Origin of the sequence: Maritimibacter alexandrii (genome assembly GCF_005871115.1) — a bacterium.
In the GTDB taxonomy this organism is placed as follows: domain Bacteria; phylum Pseudomonadota; class Alphaproteobacteria; order Rhodobacterales; family Rhodobacteraceae; genus Maritimibacter; species Maritimibacter alkaliphilus.
Genome location: NZ_SWKQ01000013.1, coordinates 466,635 through 482,413, shown reverse-complemented (window position 1 = coordinate 482,413; position 15,779 = coordinate 466,635). Strand labels below are relative to the sequence as shown.

General features: G+C 66.2%; 14 protein-coding genes. 6 read left to right on the top strand and 8 right to left on the bottom strand.

Going from position 1 to position 15,779, the window contains the following annotated elements:
* The first annotated feature begins 18 nt into the window (after positions 1–18).
* Positions 19–711: a rhomboid family intramembrane serine protease gene (locus FCT00_RS14915; RefSeq protein ID WP_138423634.1), complete on the top strand. Its 693-nt coding sequence runs from the start codon at positions 19–21 to the stop codon at positions 709–711.
* Here FCT00_RS14915 and murJ read toward each other — a convergent pair.
* Genes murJ through FCT00_RS14900 form a run of 3 tightly spaced genes read right to left on the bottom strand, consistent with a single transcriptional unit; the run spans position 708 to position 6,197 of the window.
* A complete protein-coding gene (murJ, locus tag FCT00_RS14910; RefSeq protein ID WP_138423633.1) occupies positions 708–2,249 on the bottom strand; it encodes a murein biosynthesis integral membrane protein MurJ in 1,542 nt (513 codons plus the stop codon). The two genes, FCT00_RS14915 and murJ, sit on opposite strands and share 4 nt — an antisense overlap.
* The gene (locus FCT00_RS14905; RefSeq protein ID WP_008330686.1) at positions 2,249–5,032 is read right to left on the bottom strand and encodes a [protein-PII] uridylyltransferase; all 2,784 of its coding nucleotides are present in this window, start codon (positions 5,030–5,032) and stop codon (positions 2,249–2,251) included. Before FCT00_RS14905 ends, murJ begins: the two co-directional genes overlap by 1 nt.
* Positions 5,019–6,197, bottom strand: coding sequence for a penicillin-binding protein activator (locus FCT00_RS14900; protein ID WP_040884635.1), 1,179 nt, complete (start codon positions 6,195–6,197; stop codon positions 5,019–5,021). The genes FCT00_RS14905 and FCT00_RS14900 overlap by 14 nt, the downstream gene beginning before the upstream one ends.
* Before the next feature lie 112 nt (positions 6,198–6,309).
* Between FCT00_RS14900 and rsmI the strand changes: the two genes are divergently transcribed.
* From rsmI to FCT00_RS14880, 4 genes are all read left to right on the top strand, one after another.
* A complete protein-coding gene (gene rsmI, locus FCT00_RS14895) occupies positions 6,310–7,164 on the top strand; it encodes a 16S rRNA (cytidine(1402)-2'-O)-methyltransferase (protein ID WP_138423632.1) in 855 nt (284 codons plus the stop codon).
* Between the two features lie 2 nt (positions 7,165–7,166).
* Entirely contained in the window at positions 7,167–7,517 is a 351-nt protein-coding gene (locus FCT00_RS14890; protein WP_138423631.1) for a YraN family protein, read from the top strand.
* Positions 7,518–7,578: 61 nt separating this feature from the next.
* Entirely contained in the window at positions 7,579–8,520 is a 942-nt protein-coding gene (gene gshB, locus FCT00_RS14885; RefSeq protein WP_138423630.1) for a glutathione synthase, read from the top strand.
* Positions 8,521–8,561: 41 nt separating this feature from the next.
* Positions 8,562–9,422, top strand: a complete 861-nt coding sequence (locus FCT00_RS14880) for an alpha/beta hydrolase (RefSeq protein ID WP_171043004.1) — start codon at positions 8,562–8,564, stop codon at positions 9,420–9,422.
* A 4-nt stretch (positions 9,423–9,426) separates the two neighbouring features.
* Here the strand turns inward: FCT00_RS14880 and FCT00_RS14875 are convergent, their stop codons facing one another.
* From FCT00_RS14875 to cobU, 4 genes are all read right to left on the bottom strand, one after another.
* The gene (locus FCT00_RS14875) at positions 9,427–10,941 is read right to left on the bottom strand and encodes a YifB family Mg chelatase-like AAA ATPase (protein WP_138423628.1); all 1,515 of its coding nucleotides are present in this window, start codon (positions 10,939–10,941) and stop codon (positions 9,427–9,429) included.
* Positions 10,942–11,007: 66 nt separating this feature from the next.
* Complete coding sequence (locus FCT00_RS14870; protein WP_138423627.1) at positions 11,008–11,694, bottom strand: glutathione S-transferase; 687 nt, start codon at positions 11,692–11,694, stop codon at positions 11,008–11,010.
* 57 nt (positions 11,695–11,751) lie between these two features.
* A complete protein-coding gene (locus tag FCT00_RS14865) occupies positions 11,752–12,324 on the bottom strand; it encodes a histidine phosphatase family protein (protein ID WP_138423626.1) in 573 nt (190 codons plus the stop codon).
* Complete coding sequence (cobU, locus tag FCT00_RS14860) at positions 12,321–12,863, bottom strand: bifunctional adenosylcobinamide kinase/adenosylcobinamide-phosphate guanylyltransferase (protein ID WP_138423625.1); 543 nt, start codon at positions 12,861–12,863, stop codon at positions 12,321–12,323. The genes FCT00_RS14865 and cobU overlap by 4 nt, the downstream gene beginning before the upstream one ends.
* A gap of 74 nt (positions 12,864–12,937) precedes the next feature.
* Between cobU and FCT00_RS14855 the strand changes: the two genes are divergently transcribed.
* A complete protein-coding gene (locus FCT00_RS14855; protein WP_138423624.1) occupies positions 12,938–13,720 on the top strand; it encodes a ChaN family lipoprotein in 783 nt (260 codons plus the stop codon).
* A gap of 9 nt (positions 13,721–13,729) precedes the next feature.
* On the opposite strand, the gene FCT00_RS14850 is transcribed toward FCT00_RS14855, so the two are convergent.
* The gene (locus tag FCT00_RS14850; RefSeq protein WP_138423623.1) at positions 13,730–15,757 is read right to left on the bottom strand and encodes a M3 family metallopeptidase; all 2,028 of its coding nucleotides are present in this window, start codon (positions 15,755–15,757) and stop codon (positions 13,730–13,732) included.
* Positions 15,758–15,779: the final 22 nt, after the last annotated feature.

Sequence of the window (15,779 nt, the reverse complement as noted above, 5' to 3'; positions counted from 1 at the left end):
CCGTCAAGGAAGCCGCACATGACGTTCCAGCCCAATTCGACCCGGCCCGTGAATCCGCTGCCCCCGGTGGTGGTCGCGCTGGCCGCCGCAATCGCGATCGTCGAGCTGATCTTCGCGGCCACCAGTTCGGGCTTCGTCGGTGGACCCGAGGCGACGGGCCTGCGCCTGACGATGATCGAGGATTACGGCTTCTACGAGCCGCTTCTGGCGTGGATGTGGGAAAACCAGACGATCCGCCTGCAATACCTTCTGCGCTTCGTGACCTATCCGTTCCTGCAAGGCGCGTTCACCCAAGCGGTGTTCGTCATCGTCTTCATCCTCGCGCTGGGCAAGATGGTGGCCGAACGCATGGGTCAGTGGAAGGTGCTGGTGATCTTCATGGGCGCATCCATCATCGGCGCGCTGGTCTATGGCATCGTCTGGGATACGCGGGTGCCGCTTTATGGCGGCTATCCGGGGGCCTATTCGCTGGTCGGGGCTTTCACTCTGATCTTGTACACCCGGTTGGGCGAAACCGGCGGGCGGCAGATACAGGCCTTTGCCTTGATCGGCGCATTGCTCGCGATCCAGTTCATCTTCGGCGTGTTCTTCGGGGCGGGCACGGGATGGGTGGCCGAGGTGGCCGGGTTCATCTCGGGCTTCTTCCTCGCCGCGCTGCTGTTCCCCGGCTCTTGGGACAAGATCGTGGAACGCATCCGCCGCCGCGCCTAACCGCGCCGCATCATCGCCTTCAGGTCCGAAAGCCGCACCGCACCGAACAGGCGTCCGGCGACGAAATAAGTCAGCGTGCCCGATGCGATCAGGATCAGGAGCGCCAGCACCTTCAGCCCCGGCGTGCCGAACATCGGGCCGAGCACGATGACCGCCCCGGCAAGTTCTGCGCCCATCACCGCCGAGGCCGCGAGGATGCCCCAAAGCTTGCGCCAGAACCGTTTGTCGAAGCGGGTGCTTTCACCCATGCGGGCGGTGCCGATCCACAGGCCGATGGTCATGGCCCAGCCAGCGAGCGTCGTGCCGATCGCGGCGGCGATGTAGCCGATCACAGGGGCGAGCCCGATGGCCAAAGCCGCGTTCACGACCAGCGACACGAGCGCGAAGTAGAACGGGGTCTTGGTGTTGCCACGCGCGAAATAAACGGGCTGAAGCACTTTTTGCAGGACGAAGGCGGGCAGGCCCAATCCATAGACCGCCACTGCGAAGGCCGTGCTCGCGCTGTCGTCCGCGGTGAAGGCCCCACGCTCGAACAGGACCGTGACGAGGGGCAGGGGGATCACCACCAGCGCCACCGCCGAGGGGATCGTCAAAAGCAGCGCGATCTCGCCCGCGCGCGACAGCGACCAGCGGCTCGCGCCCTCGTCCCCGGCTTGCAGACGACGTGACAGTTCCGGGAGCAGGACGACGCCGATCCCGATACCGACGATACCGAGCGGAAGCTGATACAGACGATCGGCGTAGTTCAGCCACGCAATCGCGCCGTCGAAGAAAGACGAGACCTGACGCCCGACGAGCAGGTTCACCTGCACGACGCCTTGGGCGAGCGCGGCTGGACCGGCGATGATCGCCAGCCGTTTCAACTCCGGCGTCATTTTGGGAATGCGCGGGAACAGGCGGTATCCGGCGCGCGCCGCCGCGAACCAGACCAGCGCAAGCTGCGCCACACCTGCAATCGGCACGGCCCAAGACAGCGTCAAACCGATGTCGTAGCCCGCATATCTCGCGACGATGATCGCGGTGATGAAGGTCACGTTCAGAAGCAGGGGCGCGGCGGCTGCGGCGGCGAACCGCCCCACGGCGTTCAGAAGCCCCGAAAGCAGGGCCGCGAGCGATATGAAGAAGATATAGGGGAACGCGATCCGCCCATACATCGTCGCCAGAGGCAGCCGTTCATCCTCGGCGAAGCCCGAGGCCATGAGCAGGACCAGCGCGGGCATGAAGATCTGCGCGATCACCGTCAGGACCAAGAGGATCGTCGCCAGACCCGTCAGCGCGTCCCGTGCGAATTCCATCGCGCCTTCGCCTGCCTCGACCTTTTTCGAGAACATCGGGATGAAGGCGGTGTTGAAGGCACCTTCGGCGAAGAACCGGCGGAACATGTTGGGCAGGGAAAAGGCGATGAAGAACGCCTCGGCCATAGGACCGGCCCCCAGCGCACCTGCGATGGCGACGTCACGGACGAAGCCCAGAACGCGGCTCGCCGCCGTCCAGCCGCCCACCGTCAGGAACCCGCGCAGAAGCCGGATGGACGCCATTACTGGTCGGCCCTCTCGGCGCCCTTCACGATGGCTTCTCGCAGCTTTTTCTCAAGGGATTTCATCTTCGCATCCGAGAAGAATTTAAGGCCGAACATATCCTTGACGTAGAACGTATCCACGACCTGTTCGCCATAGGTCGCGATAACCGCGCTCGCGATATAGACGTGGTTGTCGGCCAGCGTGCGCGTCAGGTCGTAAAGCAGGCCGGGGCGGTCGCGGGTATCGACCTCGATCATCGTGTAGATGTCGGACCCGTCGTTGTCGAAGGTGATGTTGGTCGGGACCGTGAACGCCTTTTCGCGCTTCTTCATCTTGTCGCGCGATTTCATCGCGTCGCGGGCGATCACCTTGCCCGACAACGTCTTGTGGATCATGTCCTCGAGCCGCTTGAGCTTGATGTCCTCGAACGGGTGGCCGTCATGGTCCTGCACCCAGAACACCGCCGTCGCCCAGCCGTCTTTCGTCGTATAGGTCCGCGCATCCACCACGTTCGCGCCCACCAGCGCCAACGCCCCCGCGAGGCGCGAGAAGATGCCGGGGTGGTCGGCCAGCACAAAGGCCGCGCGGGTCGCATCCCGGTCGTGGTCCTGCGTCAGCCCGATGCGGATTTCATCCGCGCCCAGCCCGTTCAGCAGGTTGGCGAACACCACGTGCTCGGCATTGCCCAGCCCCTGCCAATAGGTGTCGTAGTGGCGCCCCGTTTCGACCCGCAGATCCTTGCGCTCCCAGTCCGCCAGCGCCTCGCGCAGGGCCTTCTTGGCCTCGTTGGTGCGCGCCGTGGTGTTCAGCGCCTCGATCCCCTCGTCCAGCGCCTGAGCGGTCTGGCGATAGAGATCACGCAGGAGCGCGGCCTTCCAGTTGTTCCACGTGCCCGGACCGACGCCGCGGATGTCGCAGGCGGTCAGAACGAGCAAGAGGTCCAGCCGTTTCTTGTTCGACACGGCCTTGGCGAAGCCGCGGATCGTGCGCGGGTCCGACAGGTCGCGTTTCTGCGCCACGTCGGACATGAGCAGATGATAGCGCACCAGCCATTCCACAGTTTCGACCTCGGGCTTGGTCAGCCCCAGCCGCGTGGCCACCTTTCGCGCGATCCGGGCACCGAGGATCGAGTGATCCTCCTCCCGGCCCTTGCCGATGTCATGGCAGAAAAGCGCGACATACAGCACCTTGCGGTTCACGCCCTCCTTCAGGATGCGCGAGGCGTAGGGCAACTCCTCAAGCCGTTCGCCGCGTTCGATCTCGGCCAGCGCCGAGATCACCTGAATGGTGTGCTCGTCCACGGTGTAGCTGTGATACATGTTGAACTGCATCATCGCGACGATGGGCTCGAACTCGGGCACGAAAGCCGACAGCACGCCCAGCTCGTTCATGCGTCGCAACGCACGCTCCGGGTTGCCGTGTTTGAGCAGCAGGTCGAGGAAGATGCGCGATGCCTCGCGGTCGTCGCGCATGTCGTCGTCGATCAAGTCCAGATGCGCCGTCACGACGCGCATCGCGTCGGGGTGAATGAGAACGCCGGTCCGCAACCCTTCTTCGAAGATCCTGAGCAGGTTCAGCTTGTCCGAGAGAAAGGCCGCTTCATCCTCGAACGTCAGCCGCCCGTTCTCGATCTTGTAGCCGGGCTTGACCTTCTTGCGCCGCTTGAACAGCCCGACCAGCATCGGCTCTTTCTTGAGGTGCTCGTTTTCCAGCCCGGTCAGGAAGATGCGGGTCAGTTCCCCCACCTGCGTGGCGTGCAGGAAATAGTCCTGCATGAAATGTTCGACGGCCTGCCGCCCGCCCTTGTCGACATAGCCCATCCGCTCGGCCACCTCGAGTTGCAGGTCGAAGGTCAATTGGTCCATCGCGCGGCCCGCGATCAGATGCAGGTGACAACGCACGGCCCAGAGGAAATTGTTGGCCTCGGCGAAATTCGCGTATTCCTCGTCCGTGAACATGCCCACGTCGCGCAGTTCACGGGCGCGCACGACACGGTGCAGGTATTTCGCGACCCAGATCAGCGTCTGAAGGTCGCGCAGCCCCCCTTTGCCCTCTTTCACGTTCGGCTCGACGACATACCGTTGGCCGCCCTGTTTCTTGTGCCGCTGCGTGCGCTCTTCCAGCTTGGCCTCGATGAATTCCGGCGCCGTCCCGTCGAACAGATCGTCGAAAAGCCGCGCCGCCAACTCCTGAGCGAGGTCGAAGTCACCATCGACATACCGCACCTCGAGCATGGCGGTGCGGATCGTGAAATCCTCTTTGCCAAGGCGGAGGCAGTCCTTGATCGTGCGGGAGCTGTGCCCGACCTTCAGGTGCAGGTCCCACAGCATGTAGAGCATCGACTCGATCACGCTCTCGGCCCATCCGGTGATCTTATAGGGCGTCAGGAACAGCAGATCGACGTCGGAATAAGGCGCCATCTCGAACCGCCCGTAACCGCCGACGGCCAAGACGGCCATCTTCTGCGACGCGGTCGGGTTTGGCTGGGGGTGCAGGCGCTTCACGGCCACACGGAACACGGTCTGCACGAGGCAGTCGGTCAGCCAGGCGTAGCTTTGAACCGCTTCGCGCGCGGCGCGCGGTTTGGCGAGGAACTGCGCCTTGATGAGGTTGCGACCGTGAGTTTGTGCGGCATTGAGCGCGGCGACCGTCGCCTTGCGAATGGCCGCCGCATCGGGCGCTTCGTCCGCCGCCCGCTCGATCTCGGCTTCGACCGCGACGCGGTCGAAGATGTCGTTTGCGGGGGCGATCAGCCCGTCTGGAGCGTCGTTGACCGCTTCGAGCAGATCAGAATCCGGCACCGGAGAAGCTTTTCGGAGCGGGGTCGATCACGACCACTTGCTGATTCTGGATCTGAGCGATGGCGAGACCGCGTTCGTTGGTGCCGTCGCCGCGCAGCCGGAACACGCCGTTCACACCGACGAAGCCCTGGCTCTGCGTCAGGGCCGAGCCGGACAGGGCATCGGCCTTGCCGGCCTTCACGAGCGCGCCGATGGCGGCGATCCCGTCATAGGCGAGACCCGCGATCGGGTGCGGCTGGGCGCCGTAGGCGGCCTGATACCGCTGGGTGAAGCGGCCCGAAAGATCCGGGTCCGGCAGCGCGAACCAGCCACCCTGAACGCCCGACAGCGTCAGCGCGGTGGCGGGAATGTCCCAACGCTGCATCCCCATGAACTGAACGGCAGGCGGGTTCACCCCGTTTTCGCGCAGAAGCGAGCTTGCGAACGGCAGGGCCCCATCGGTGCCCGAGGTCAGAAAGACCGAGGTCGCGCCGGAGGATTTGACCTGCGACGAGATCGCCGGGATCGCCTGCACGACACCGTTCTGGCTCAACTCGAACCCTGCGGTGCCGGCCTGGCTGGCACCGGGCGTGGACGCGATGGCCTGAAGGATCGCGTCACGGGCGAGGTTTTCCGCCGGGCTCTGGCCATAGACGACCATGATGTTCCCGCGGTTCTGGCGCGCGGCATAGCTCACCATGCGCTTTGCGGTGTTCTCGAAGGTGTTGCCGAGGATGAAGACGTTGCCGCCCGCGACGCTCGGGTTGTTGGAAAAGGCCAGCACGTTCACGCCGCGCGCCGCAGCGGCGACGCCGGCGGCGGCCGCGTTTTCCGCGTAAACCGGACCGAGGATCACCTTGGCGCCGTCCGCGATGGCGGCTTGCGCCTGGCTCGACGCCGTGCCCGCGTTGCCTGCGGTGTTGTAGACGCGTAGGTCGATGGTGACACCGTCCAATTCGCTCATCGCGAGGCGCGCGGCATTCTCGAGCGACGAGGCAAGCGCGTTATCGGTCGCATTGGCGGACCCGCCGGGGACCAGCAGCGCCACCGGAACGGGTTGCGACGTGTCGATTCGCGGCCCGCCGGAATTCGACATGGTGGCCCCACAGGCCGACAGAATGAGGGTCGCGACAAGTGCGACCGTGAGGGCCGACAGCTTGCGGGCGCGGTCCAAAACAGCAAACATGGGGGGTATCCTTCTCCCGCTTATTTCGTGCGATCGTGTCCGATCCTGCGGGCGTCGAGGTCACCCGGGCAATCCGGCCCCATCATAAACGACAGGAAAGGCAGGTCCACCCTTGAAACCGGAGCACGGAACGCTCGCCCCCGGCCTGTATCTTGTCGCGACCCCGATCGGGAACGCGCGCGATATCACCCTCAGGGCATTGGATATTCTAGCCGCCGCCGACGTGATCGCGGCCGAGGACACGCGCACGGCGCGCAAACTGCTCGACATCCACGGCGTCGCGGTGGGCGGGCGCCCGCTTATCCCGTATCACGACCATTCGGGGCCGGACGGTCGCGCCGGGATCGTCAAGCTTCTGGGGCAGGGCAAGTCCGTCGCCTACGTGAGCGAGGCGGGCACGCCGCTCATCGCCGACCCCGGATATGCGCTGGCGCGCGAGGCGGCCGCGGCAGGACACCTCGTCACGACCGCGCCCGGCGCCTCGGCGGTGCCTGTCGCCCTGTCGCTGTCCGGCCTGCCCACCGACCGCTACCTCTTCGCGGGCTTCGCCCCCTCATCGTCCGGGGCGCGCAAGACGTGGCTCGCGGACCTCGTGCGGGTTCCGGCAACGGTGGTTCTGTTCGAAAGCCCGAAGCGCATTAGGGAATTGTTAGGGGACTTGTGCGAGGTTGCGGGTGAGGCGCGTCAGGCGGCGGTGTGCCGTGAATTGACCAAGAAGTTCGAGGAAACCCTGCGCGGCACGCTGGGTGAACTGCGCGATGCCGTCGCGGAGCGCACCTTGAAAGGGGAAATCGTCGTCGTCCTCGACCGCGGACGTGACGAAGTCGCCGAGGAAACGATGGAAGCGGCCCTGCGAAGGGCCATGTCCGAGATGAGCCTGAAGGACGCGGCAGCGACCGTTGCCGAAGCCTATGGATTGCCCCGGCGCAAGGTGTATCAGGCCGCGCTGGAACTGGAGAAGGACTGAGAATGACGGGACGCATTTCCTATCTGGCCGGGATGGCTGCCGAAGATTCCGTCGTGCGGGGGTATGAACGCGAGGGGTATGAAACCGTCGCGCGGCGCTGGCGCGGATCGGGTGGCGAGATCGACCTCGTGCTGCGCGACCGCGACGGGTTCGTGTTCGTCGAGGTCAAGAAGGCGCGCGACCTTGCGCGGGCCGCACAGCGGCTTTCACAGGCGCAACTGGCGCGGATCTGTCAGTCGGCCTGCGAGTTCCTGGGCTCGGTGCCGGGCGGGATGCTGATGGACATGCGCTTCGATCTCGCCATGGTCGACGCGACCGGGCGCATGGCGCGCTATCGCAACATCACCATGTGAGGGGGGCATTGTGCTTGCCCGGTGGCTGGGCCATGTAATGCCAAACAGCCCGGAGTGAGACATGGCCCTCAAAGTCGCCTTCCAGATGGACCCGATCGAAGCGGTCGACATCAACGCGGACTCGACCTTTCGGATCGCCGAGGAAGCGCAGGCGCGTGGGCATGAATTGTTCTACTACACGCCGGATCGTCTGGTCTTTCGCGAAGGCCGGGTTCTGGCGACCGGATGGCCCATCGAACTCCGGCGCGAAGTGGGACATCACGTCACCAAGGGCGCGCAGACGACCGTCGATCTTTCCGAATTCGACGTGGTCTGGCTGCGCCAGGACCCGCCTTTCGACATGGGTTACATCACCACGACCCATATCCTCGACCTGATCCACCCGGATACGCTGGTGGTGAACGACCCGTTCTGGGTGCGCAACTACCCGGAAAAACTGCTGGTGCTGAAGTTTCCCGAACTGACGCCGCCCACGATGATCGCCCGCTCGCTCGCCGATCTCAAGGCGTTCAAGCACGAGCATGGCGACATCATCCTCAAGCCGCTCTATGGCAACGGTGGCGCGGGCGTGTTCCGGCTCGACCCGAACGACCGGAACCTGTCGAGCCTTCACGAGCTTTTCTCAGGCATCAATCGTGAGCCCCTGATCGCGCAGAAATTCCTCCCTGCGGTGTCCAAGGGCGACAAGCGCGTGATCCTGGTCGATGGCGCGCCGGTCGGCGCGATCAACCGTGTTCCGGCCGAGGGCGAAACCCGGTCGAACATGCATGTCGGAGGCCGCCCCGAGAAGGTCGAACTCACCGACCGCGACCGCGAAATCTGCGCCAAGATCGGCCCGCTTCTGAAAGAGAAAGGCCAGATTTTCGTCGGGATCGACGTCATCGGCGACTGGCTGACCGAAATCAACGTGACCTCGCCCACCGGCATTCAGGAACTGGAACGCTTCGACGGCGTGAACATCACCGCGAAGATCTGGGAGGCGATCGAGGCGCGCCGGGCGTGAGTGTCCGTCTCACCCTCCTGTCGTTCCTGTCGCGACGGACGGTGAGGCCCCTTCTCGCGCGCGCCCGGTCCCCCGAGGCGAACCGGAGGCTTCTCGAACGGGCCGCCCGCCGCTGGTTCCGCGCGCCGCCTTACGCGCTGTATCGAGACAGCGACGCCGGGTCCGGCGGGCTGTGGATTTCGGCGCGACCCGGTTCGCATCCGCCCAGACCCGGCAAACTCATCCTCTATGTCCACGGCGGCGGGTTCATATCCGGCTCCCCCCGGACCCATGCCGCGATGTGCGCGCGCCTCGCGTGGCTGACGGGGGTTGAGGTCTTCGCGCCGCGCTATCGACTGGCCCCGACCGACCCGTTTCCGGCAGGTCGCGAGGATATCCGCGCGGCTTGGGAGGCGGTGATCGCCAAAGGGTATCGACCCCGCGACGTGATCCTTGCCGGGGACAGCGCGGGGGCCAACCTGATCTTCGGCCTGCTTGCCGACCTCTGTGCCGAGGGCGCATGCCCCGCCGGGGTCGTTGCCCTTTCGCCGATTGCCGATTTCACCTTTTCGGGGGCTTCCATCGCCGACAATGCGGTGACCGAGTGCATGTTGCCCGCCGAACGGCGCGACGAGCTGGTGGATTGGTATCTCGGCAAACACGATCCGGCCGACCCCCATGCCTCGCCGCTGTTCGCCAACTACTCCGCGCCGCCGCCCGTGCTGATCCAGTATGCCGAGAACGAGCTGTTGCGCGACGATGGGGTGCGGCTTGCGCAGGTGCTCCGAGATGCCGGTGGTGAGGTCGTGGTCCAGACCTGGCCGCGTGCGCCGCATGTGTTTCAGATCTTCGACGGCTGGGTGCCGGAGGCGCGTGATGCGCTCACCGGCGTCGCGGATTTCGTGAAACGATGCCTCGCCTGATCCGTCAGGCGAGTAAGTTTCCCGGGAGCCGATAGGACAACGCCTCGGCCACATGCGGTTTTCGGATCGTCTCGGCCTCAGCAAGATCGGCGATGGTGCGCGCGACCCGCAAGACCCGGTGATAGCCGCGCGCCGACAGGCCGAACCGGTCGGCGGCCTTGAGCAGCAGGTCGCGCGCCTCGCCCTCCGGCGTTGCGATCTCGGTCAGCAGGTTGCCCTCGGCATCGGCGTTCGTGCGCGTGCGCGGCTGCCCGTCGAAGCGCGCCGTCTGGATGTCGCGCGCCTTTTGCACCCGGGCCGCGACCGAGGCCGAGGTGTCGCCCGAGGGTGCAAGGTCGAGGTCGCCGATTTCCACAGGTGGCACTTCGATCCGCAGGTCGAAGCGGTCGAGCAGCGGACCCGAAATGCGCCCGAGGTAGTCCTCGCCACAGGCCGGCGCCTTGGCACAGGCGCGGGACGCGTCGGTCAGGTGGCCGCAGCGGCACGGATTGGCGGCCGCCACCAGCATGAAGCGGCAGGGATAGCGGACGTGGGCGTTGGCGCGGGCGACGACCACCTCCCCGGTTTCGACCGGCTGGCGCAGGGTTTCCAGCACGGGCCGCGCGAATTCCGGCAGTTCGTCGAGGAACAGGACGCCGTTATGGGCAAGCGAGATTTCCCCCGGTTTCGCGCCGCGCCCGCCGCCGACGATAGAGGCCATGGACGCCGTATGATGCGGGTCGCGAAACGGGCGCGACCGGGAAATTCCGCCTTCGTCGATCAGCCCGGCAAGCGAATGGATCATCGAGGTTTCGAGCGCCTCGGCGGGGGTCAGAGGCGGCAGGATCGACGGCAGACGCGCGGCGAGCATCGACTTGCCCGATCCCGGCGGCCCCGTCATCAGCAGATGGTGGCGCCCGGCCGCCGCGATCTCCAGCGCCCGTTTGGCGCGTTCCTGCCCCTTCACGTCGGCCAGATCGCGCAGCGTCGCGTCATCGCGTACTTCGCCCGGATCGGCCGGGGGGAGCGGAGATTGTCCTGTGAAATGCTGGATGACGGCGGCCAGTGATCCCGCCGCGATCACATGCGCCGCGCCGACCCAGGCGGCTTCGGCGCCGCAGGCTTGCGGACAGACCAGCGCACGGTCGTCTTCGGCGGCGGCCATCGCGGCGGGCAGGGCGCCGATCACGGGAACGAGCGAACCGTCGAGCGACAATTCGCCAAGTGCCACCGCCTGCGCCACGTCCTCCTCCGGGATCACGCCGATGGCCGCCAGCAGCGCGAGCGCGATGGGCAGGTCGAAATGCGAGCCCTCCTTGGGCAGGTCGGCGGGCGACAGGTTCACGGTGATCTTGCGGGCAGGCAGGGCGATGGCCATGGCGGACAGCGCCGCGCGCACCCGGTCGCGCGCCTCGCTCACCGCCTTGTCCGGCAGGCCGACGATGGAAAAGGCGGGCACGCCGGGGGACAGGGCGCATTGCACCTCGACGGTCCGCGCCTCGACCCCTTCGAACGCCACGGTATAGGCGCGTGCGACCATGCGGCCCCCTCCGAGTATGGTTAACGGAAGGTAGCGTGCAGGTGGTTAGAAAATGGTTAACGCGCCTCAGGCCGGGCCGGGCCACGGCGCGGTCGGCAGGTCCATCGCATAAGGCACGGGGTCATAGGTTTTCTTCAGGCCCTCGGTGCGCCAATCGCGAACGGCCGGGTCGGCCAGATGCGCGTCCACATAGGCCTTGGCCGCCGCGCCGACGGTCAGACCGTATCCGGCGATCCGGGCCGCGACGGGGGCATAAAACACGTCGGCCAGAGAATAGGCGCCGAACAACCACGGGCCATCCCCGCCGTGGCGCTCCTGCGCCAGGGACCAGAGCGTTTCGATCCGGGCCAGATCCGCCTGCACCTCTTGTGTCACGGGAAAGTCGCGATACTGGTGCAGCAGCTGCATCGGGCAGGCCCCGCGCAATGCGCCGAACCCGGAGTGCATTTCTGCGACCATCCACCGCGCAAGTCCCCGCGCGGTCGGATCGGCAGGCCAGAGACCCGCGTCGGGGTGACGCTCGGCCAGCGTTTCGGCCATGGCCAGCGTGTCGCCGACGACGATCCCCTCCGGCGTGCGCATGACCGGCACGAACCGGGCGGGCGCGAGATCGGCAAGATCATCGGCCATCGTCCCGTCATAGAGCCCGACCATATGGACGTTCACCGGCAGTCCGAACTTCACGAACATGAGCCAGCCGCGCATCGACCAGCTTGAAAACGTCTGGTCACCGAGAAAAAGATCGTAGGTCATGGGACGACGTTAGCCGGGAAATCGCGGGGCACACAGTCGCCTTTCGTGAAAGGCGCGTCACGGAATGTGATTGATCGCCTCGGCGTGCCAGCGCCTGCCATCGAAGGCGAGGCGCGTGACCGACAGGTTGTCGATCTTGTGCCCGAGCACTTCGGACACGGGGCAGGCGAGCGCACGCTGGACCTGACCCAGTATGGCCCCGAAATGGGCGACGACGATGACATCGCCCGTCTGCGTTTCGATCAGCCTGTCAACGGCGCGGCCCACCCGCGTCGTCATGTCGGTCCAGCTTTCGCCGCCCGGGGCCGCGTTCAGGTCGGGCCGGTCCCAGAAGGTGCGGATCGCCTCCGGGTGGCTCGCTTCGATTTCGGCGGCGGTCTTGAGCTCCCACGCCCCGAAGTTCAGTTCGCGCAGATCGGCGTCATGCGGCAGGCGCGGGCGGTCCTTCTGGATCGCGTCCGCCGTCGTCACGCAACGGATCAGGTCGGACGAGATCACCGGAGCGTCGGGCAGATGATCATGCAGCCGGGCGATGGCGGCGGTGTCCGACAGGTCGGCGGCCACATCGCTCCACCCGACCATGCCCTTGCGATGCGTCGGGCCGTGACGGACCCACCAGAACCGGGTCATGCGATCCCCTGCGGCAACGCGCCTTTCAGGGCGAGGGGCAGGCCCGCGATGACGGTCACGACCAGATCGGCCCGCGCCGCGACCGCTTGGTTGAGCCCGCCTTGCGCCGCGCGAAACCGGCGGGCGAGCGCGTTTTCCGGCACGACCCCGGCCCCGACTTCGTTCGAGACCACGACGACCGGCGCGGCGCATGAGGCAAGCGAATCCAACACCCGCGCCTGTTCCGCCTCGATCGCGGTTTCGGACAGAAGGTGGTTCGACAGCCAGAGCGTCATGCAATCGACCAGCACGACATGATCCGATTGTGCATCGTCCAGCGCAGAGGCGAGGTCCAAAGGCGCCTCCACCGTCGTCCAGCCGTCACCGCGCCGGGCCCGATGGGCCGCGATCTTGGCCCGCATTTCGTCGTCGAAGGCCTGGGCCGTCGCGATATAGGTCATTAGGCGGCCCGTCGCCTCGGCGAGCCTTTCGGCATAGGCCGACTTGCCGGAATTGGCGGCACCGACGACGAGGGTGAGGGGGGGCAGGGCGAGCGACATGGATGGTGCCTAGCAAGTCGCGCGGACGAGGGGAAGCACTTGCCGCCGTCGGGCCGAGCCTCCACATTGACCCCATGTGGAGATTTCTTTTTCTGGCGCTCGCACCGGTCGCGGCCCATGCCGGACCTTTCGCGGGCACGGTCGCGGACGTCTACGTGCTGGGCGAAGTGCACGACAACCCCGTGCATCATGCCGCGCAGGCCGACGCGATCAGGGACATTGAGCCGAGGGCGGTGGTGTTCGAAATGCTGACGCAGGCGCAGGCCGACGAGGTGCGCGATGACAGGCTGGGCGACCCCGAGGCCCTTGGCGCGCTGCTGGGGTGGGAAGAGGCCGGGTGGCCGGACTTTTCGATGTATTACCCGATCTTCGCGGCGTCCCGTGGCGCGCAGGTCTTCGGCGCGGCGGTCCCGCGTGAGGCGGCGCGCGCGGCGATGGAGGTCGGGGTGGCGCGATCCTTCGGCGAGGGCGCCGCGGATTATGGCCTCGAAGACGACCTCGAGGCCGATGAACTGGCGGATCGTCTGAATCTGCAACTCGATGCCCATTGCGGCAAACTGCCGACCGAGATGCTGCCGATGATGGTCGATCTGCAACGCCTGCGCGACGCCACGCTGGCCCGCGTGACCGTCGAGGCGCTGGACGAGACCGGGGGGCCGGTGGCGGTCATCACCGGCAATGGCCACGCCCGCGAGGACTGGGGCGTGCCCAGCTACATCGCGCGCGTGCGACCGCAAATCCTCGTCCTGACGCTTGGACAGGGCGAGGACGGCGGGGAGCCGGAGGGCGGGTTCGACGCCTACCTGAGCGCGCCCGCCGTCGATCGCGAAGACCCCTGCGCGGTGTTCGACGAGTGAACCGGGCGGCTATTCCGCCGCGATCAGCCCGCGACCTTTCAAAAGCGCCTCGACCTCGGGCATCTTGCCCCGGAACCTGACGTAAAGCGCGTCGGCCTCGACCGTGCCGCCCTTGGAAAGGATGTTGTCCTCAAGGCTCTTTGCGACCTCCGGGTCGAAGGCGCCACCCGCCTCCTTGAAGGCCGCGAAAGCGTCTTCGTCCATCACCTCGGACCACATGTAGGAATAGTAGCCCGAGGAATAGCCGTCGCCCGAAAACACATGCGCGAAATGCGGCGTCGCGTGGCGCATTCGGATCGCGCGCGGCATACCGATGCTTTCCAGCACCTCGGCCTGTTTTTGCATCGGGTCCGCAGGGGCGCTGCCCCGGTGGAACTCCAGATCGACCAGCGCCGAGGCCACGTATTCCACGGTCGCGAAGCCCGCGTCATAGGTGGATGCCCCGATCAGACGGTCGAGCATATCCGCCGGGATCGGCTCGCCGGTCTGGGCGTGGGTCGCGTATTCGCCCAGCACCTCGGGCACCTCCAGCCAGTGCTCGTAAAGCTGGCTCGGCAGTTCCACGAAGTCGCGGGCGACCGAGGTGCCCGACAGGCTTTCATAAGTCACGTCCGACAGCATCTGGTGCAGCGCATGGCCGAACTCGTGAAACAGCGTGCGCGCGTCGTCCCAGCTCAGAAGCGCGGGCTTGCCTTTTTCGGGTTTGGCGAAGTTACACACGTTGGTGACGATGGGGAACTTGTCGCCCCCCAGACGGCTTTGCGACCGCATCGCCGAGCACCACGCGCCGGAGCGTTTCGAACCACGCGCGAAATAGTCGCCCATGAAAACCGCGACGTGTTCGCCGCCCCGCGTGACCTCCCACAACCGCACATCGGGGTGATAGGGCGTGACGTCGAGCGGCACGAATTCCAGCCCGAACAGACGGTTCGCGACACCGAAGGCCGCGTCGATCATCCGGTCGAGTTGCAGGTAGGGCTTCACCTTGGCCTCGTCGAGATCGTGCAACTCCTGCCGACGTTTGCCGGAATAATAGTGCCAGTCCCACGGTTCCAGCGGGCCGGTGTGACCGTCCGCGTGCAGCATGGCCTCCAGCGCCTCGGCATCGGCGAGCGCGGCGGCGCGCGCGGGCGTCCAGACCTTGTTCAGCAGGTCTTCGACCGCCTCGGGCGTGCCCGCCATTTCGGTTTCCAGCTTGTAGGCCGCGAAACTCTCATACCCGAGCAGCTTGGCGCGTTCCTCGCGCAGTTTCAGGATTTCCGCCGCAATCGCGCGGTTGTCGGTCTTGCCGCCATTCGCCCCGCGCGTCACGTAGGCCTCATAGGCCTTGCGCCGCAATTCGCGCTTGGGGGAGGAGGCCAGAAACGGCGTGATGAGCGAGCGCGACAGCGTCACGACCGGGCCGCCCACGCCCTTGTCCTCGCCGGCCGCGCGCGCGGCGTCGATGGCGAAATCCGGCAGACCTTCGAGGTCGGCCTCGTTCAACTCCATGTGCCACGACCGCTCGTCGGCCAGCAGGTTCTGGGTGAACTCGGTCCCCAGAACGGCGAGCCGTTCCATCACGGCGCGGTAGCGGTCGCGATCTTCGCCTTCCAGAAGCGCACCCGCCCGCACGAAACGGCGTCGGGTCATCATCAGAAGCCGGGCCTGTTCATCCGACAGGTCCAGATCCTCGCGCCCCTCCCACAGGGCGTCGATCCGCGCGAAGAGATCGGCGTTCAGCAGGATGTCCGAGGAATAGGCGGCAAGCTGGGGCGAGAACTTGCGCTGCAACGCTTCGCGCGTCTCGTTCGCATCGGCCCCGGCGAGGTTGTAGAACACGCCCAACACCTTGGACAAAAGCGCATCGGCCTCTTCCAGCGCCTCGATCGTGTTGGCGAAGGTCGGCTCATCCGGGCTGTCGGCAATCGCCGCCACGTTCGCGCGGGCGTCGGCCAGCGCCGCCTCCATCGCCGGTTCGAAATCGGCATCGGTAATGCCGTCGAAGGGGGGCAGGTCGAACGGGGTGTCCCAGTCGGACAGAAGCGGGTTGGTCATGGCGCGTCTCCTTTGAGGAAAC

Coding starts and splice junctions, on each gene's coding strand:
- FCT00_RS14870 (WP_138423627.1), bottom strand. CDS start 11,694: ATGACCTACGATCTTTTTCTCGGTGACCAGACGTTTTCAAGCTGGTCG.
- cobU (WP_138423625.1), bottom strand. CDS start 12,863: ATGTCGCTCGCCCTGCCCCCCCTCACCCTCGTCGTCGGTGCCGCCAAT.
- FCT00_RS14915 (WP_138423634.1), top strand. CDS start 19: ATGACGTTCCAGCCCAATTCGACCCGGCCCGTGAATCCGCTGCCCCCG.
- FCT00_RS14850 (WP_138423623.1), bottom strand. CDS start 15,757: ATGACCAACCCGCTTCTGTCCGACTGGGACACCCCGTTCGACCTGCCC.
- FCT00_RS14890 (WP_138423631.1), top strand. CDS start 7,167: ATGACGGGACGCATTTCCTATCTGGCCGGGATGGCTGCCGAAGATTCC.
- gshB (WP_138423630.1), top strand. CDS start 7,579: ATGGCCCTCAAAGTCGCCTTCCAGATGGACCCGATCGAAGCGGTCGAC.
- FCT00_RS14900 (WP_040884635.1), bottom strand. CDS start 6,197: ATGTTTGCTGTTTTGGACCGCGCCCGCAAGCTGTCGGCCCTCACGGTC.
- FCT00_RS14865 (WP_138423626.1), bottom strand. CDS start 12,324: ATGACCCGGTTCTGGTGGGTCCGTCACGGCCCGACGCATCGCAAGGGC.
- FCT00_RS14855 (WP_138423624.1), top strand. CDS start 12,938: ATGTGGAGATTTCTTTTTCTGGCGCTCGCACCGGTCGCGGCCCATGCC.
- FCT00_RS14875 (WP_138423628.1), bottom strand. CDS start 10,941: ATGGTCGCACGCGCCTATACCGTGGCGTTCGAAGGGGTCGAGGCGCGG.
- murJ (WP_138423633.1), bottom strand. CDS start 2,249: ATGGCGTCCATCCGGCTTCTGCGCGGGTTCCTGACGGTGGGCGGCTGG.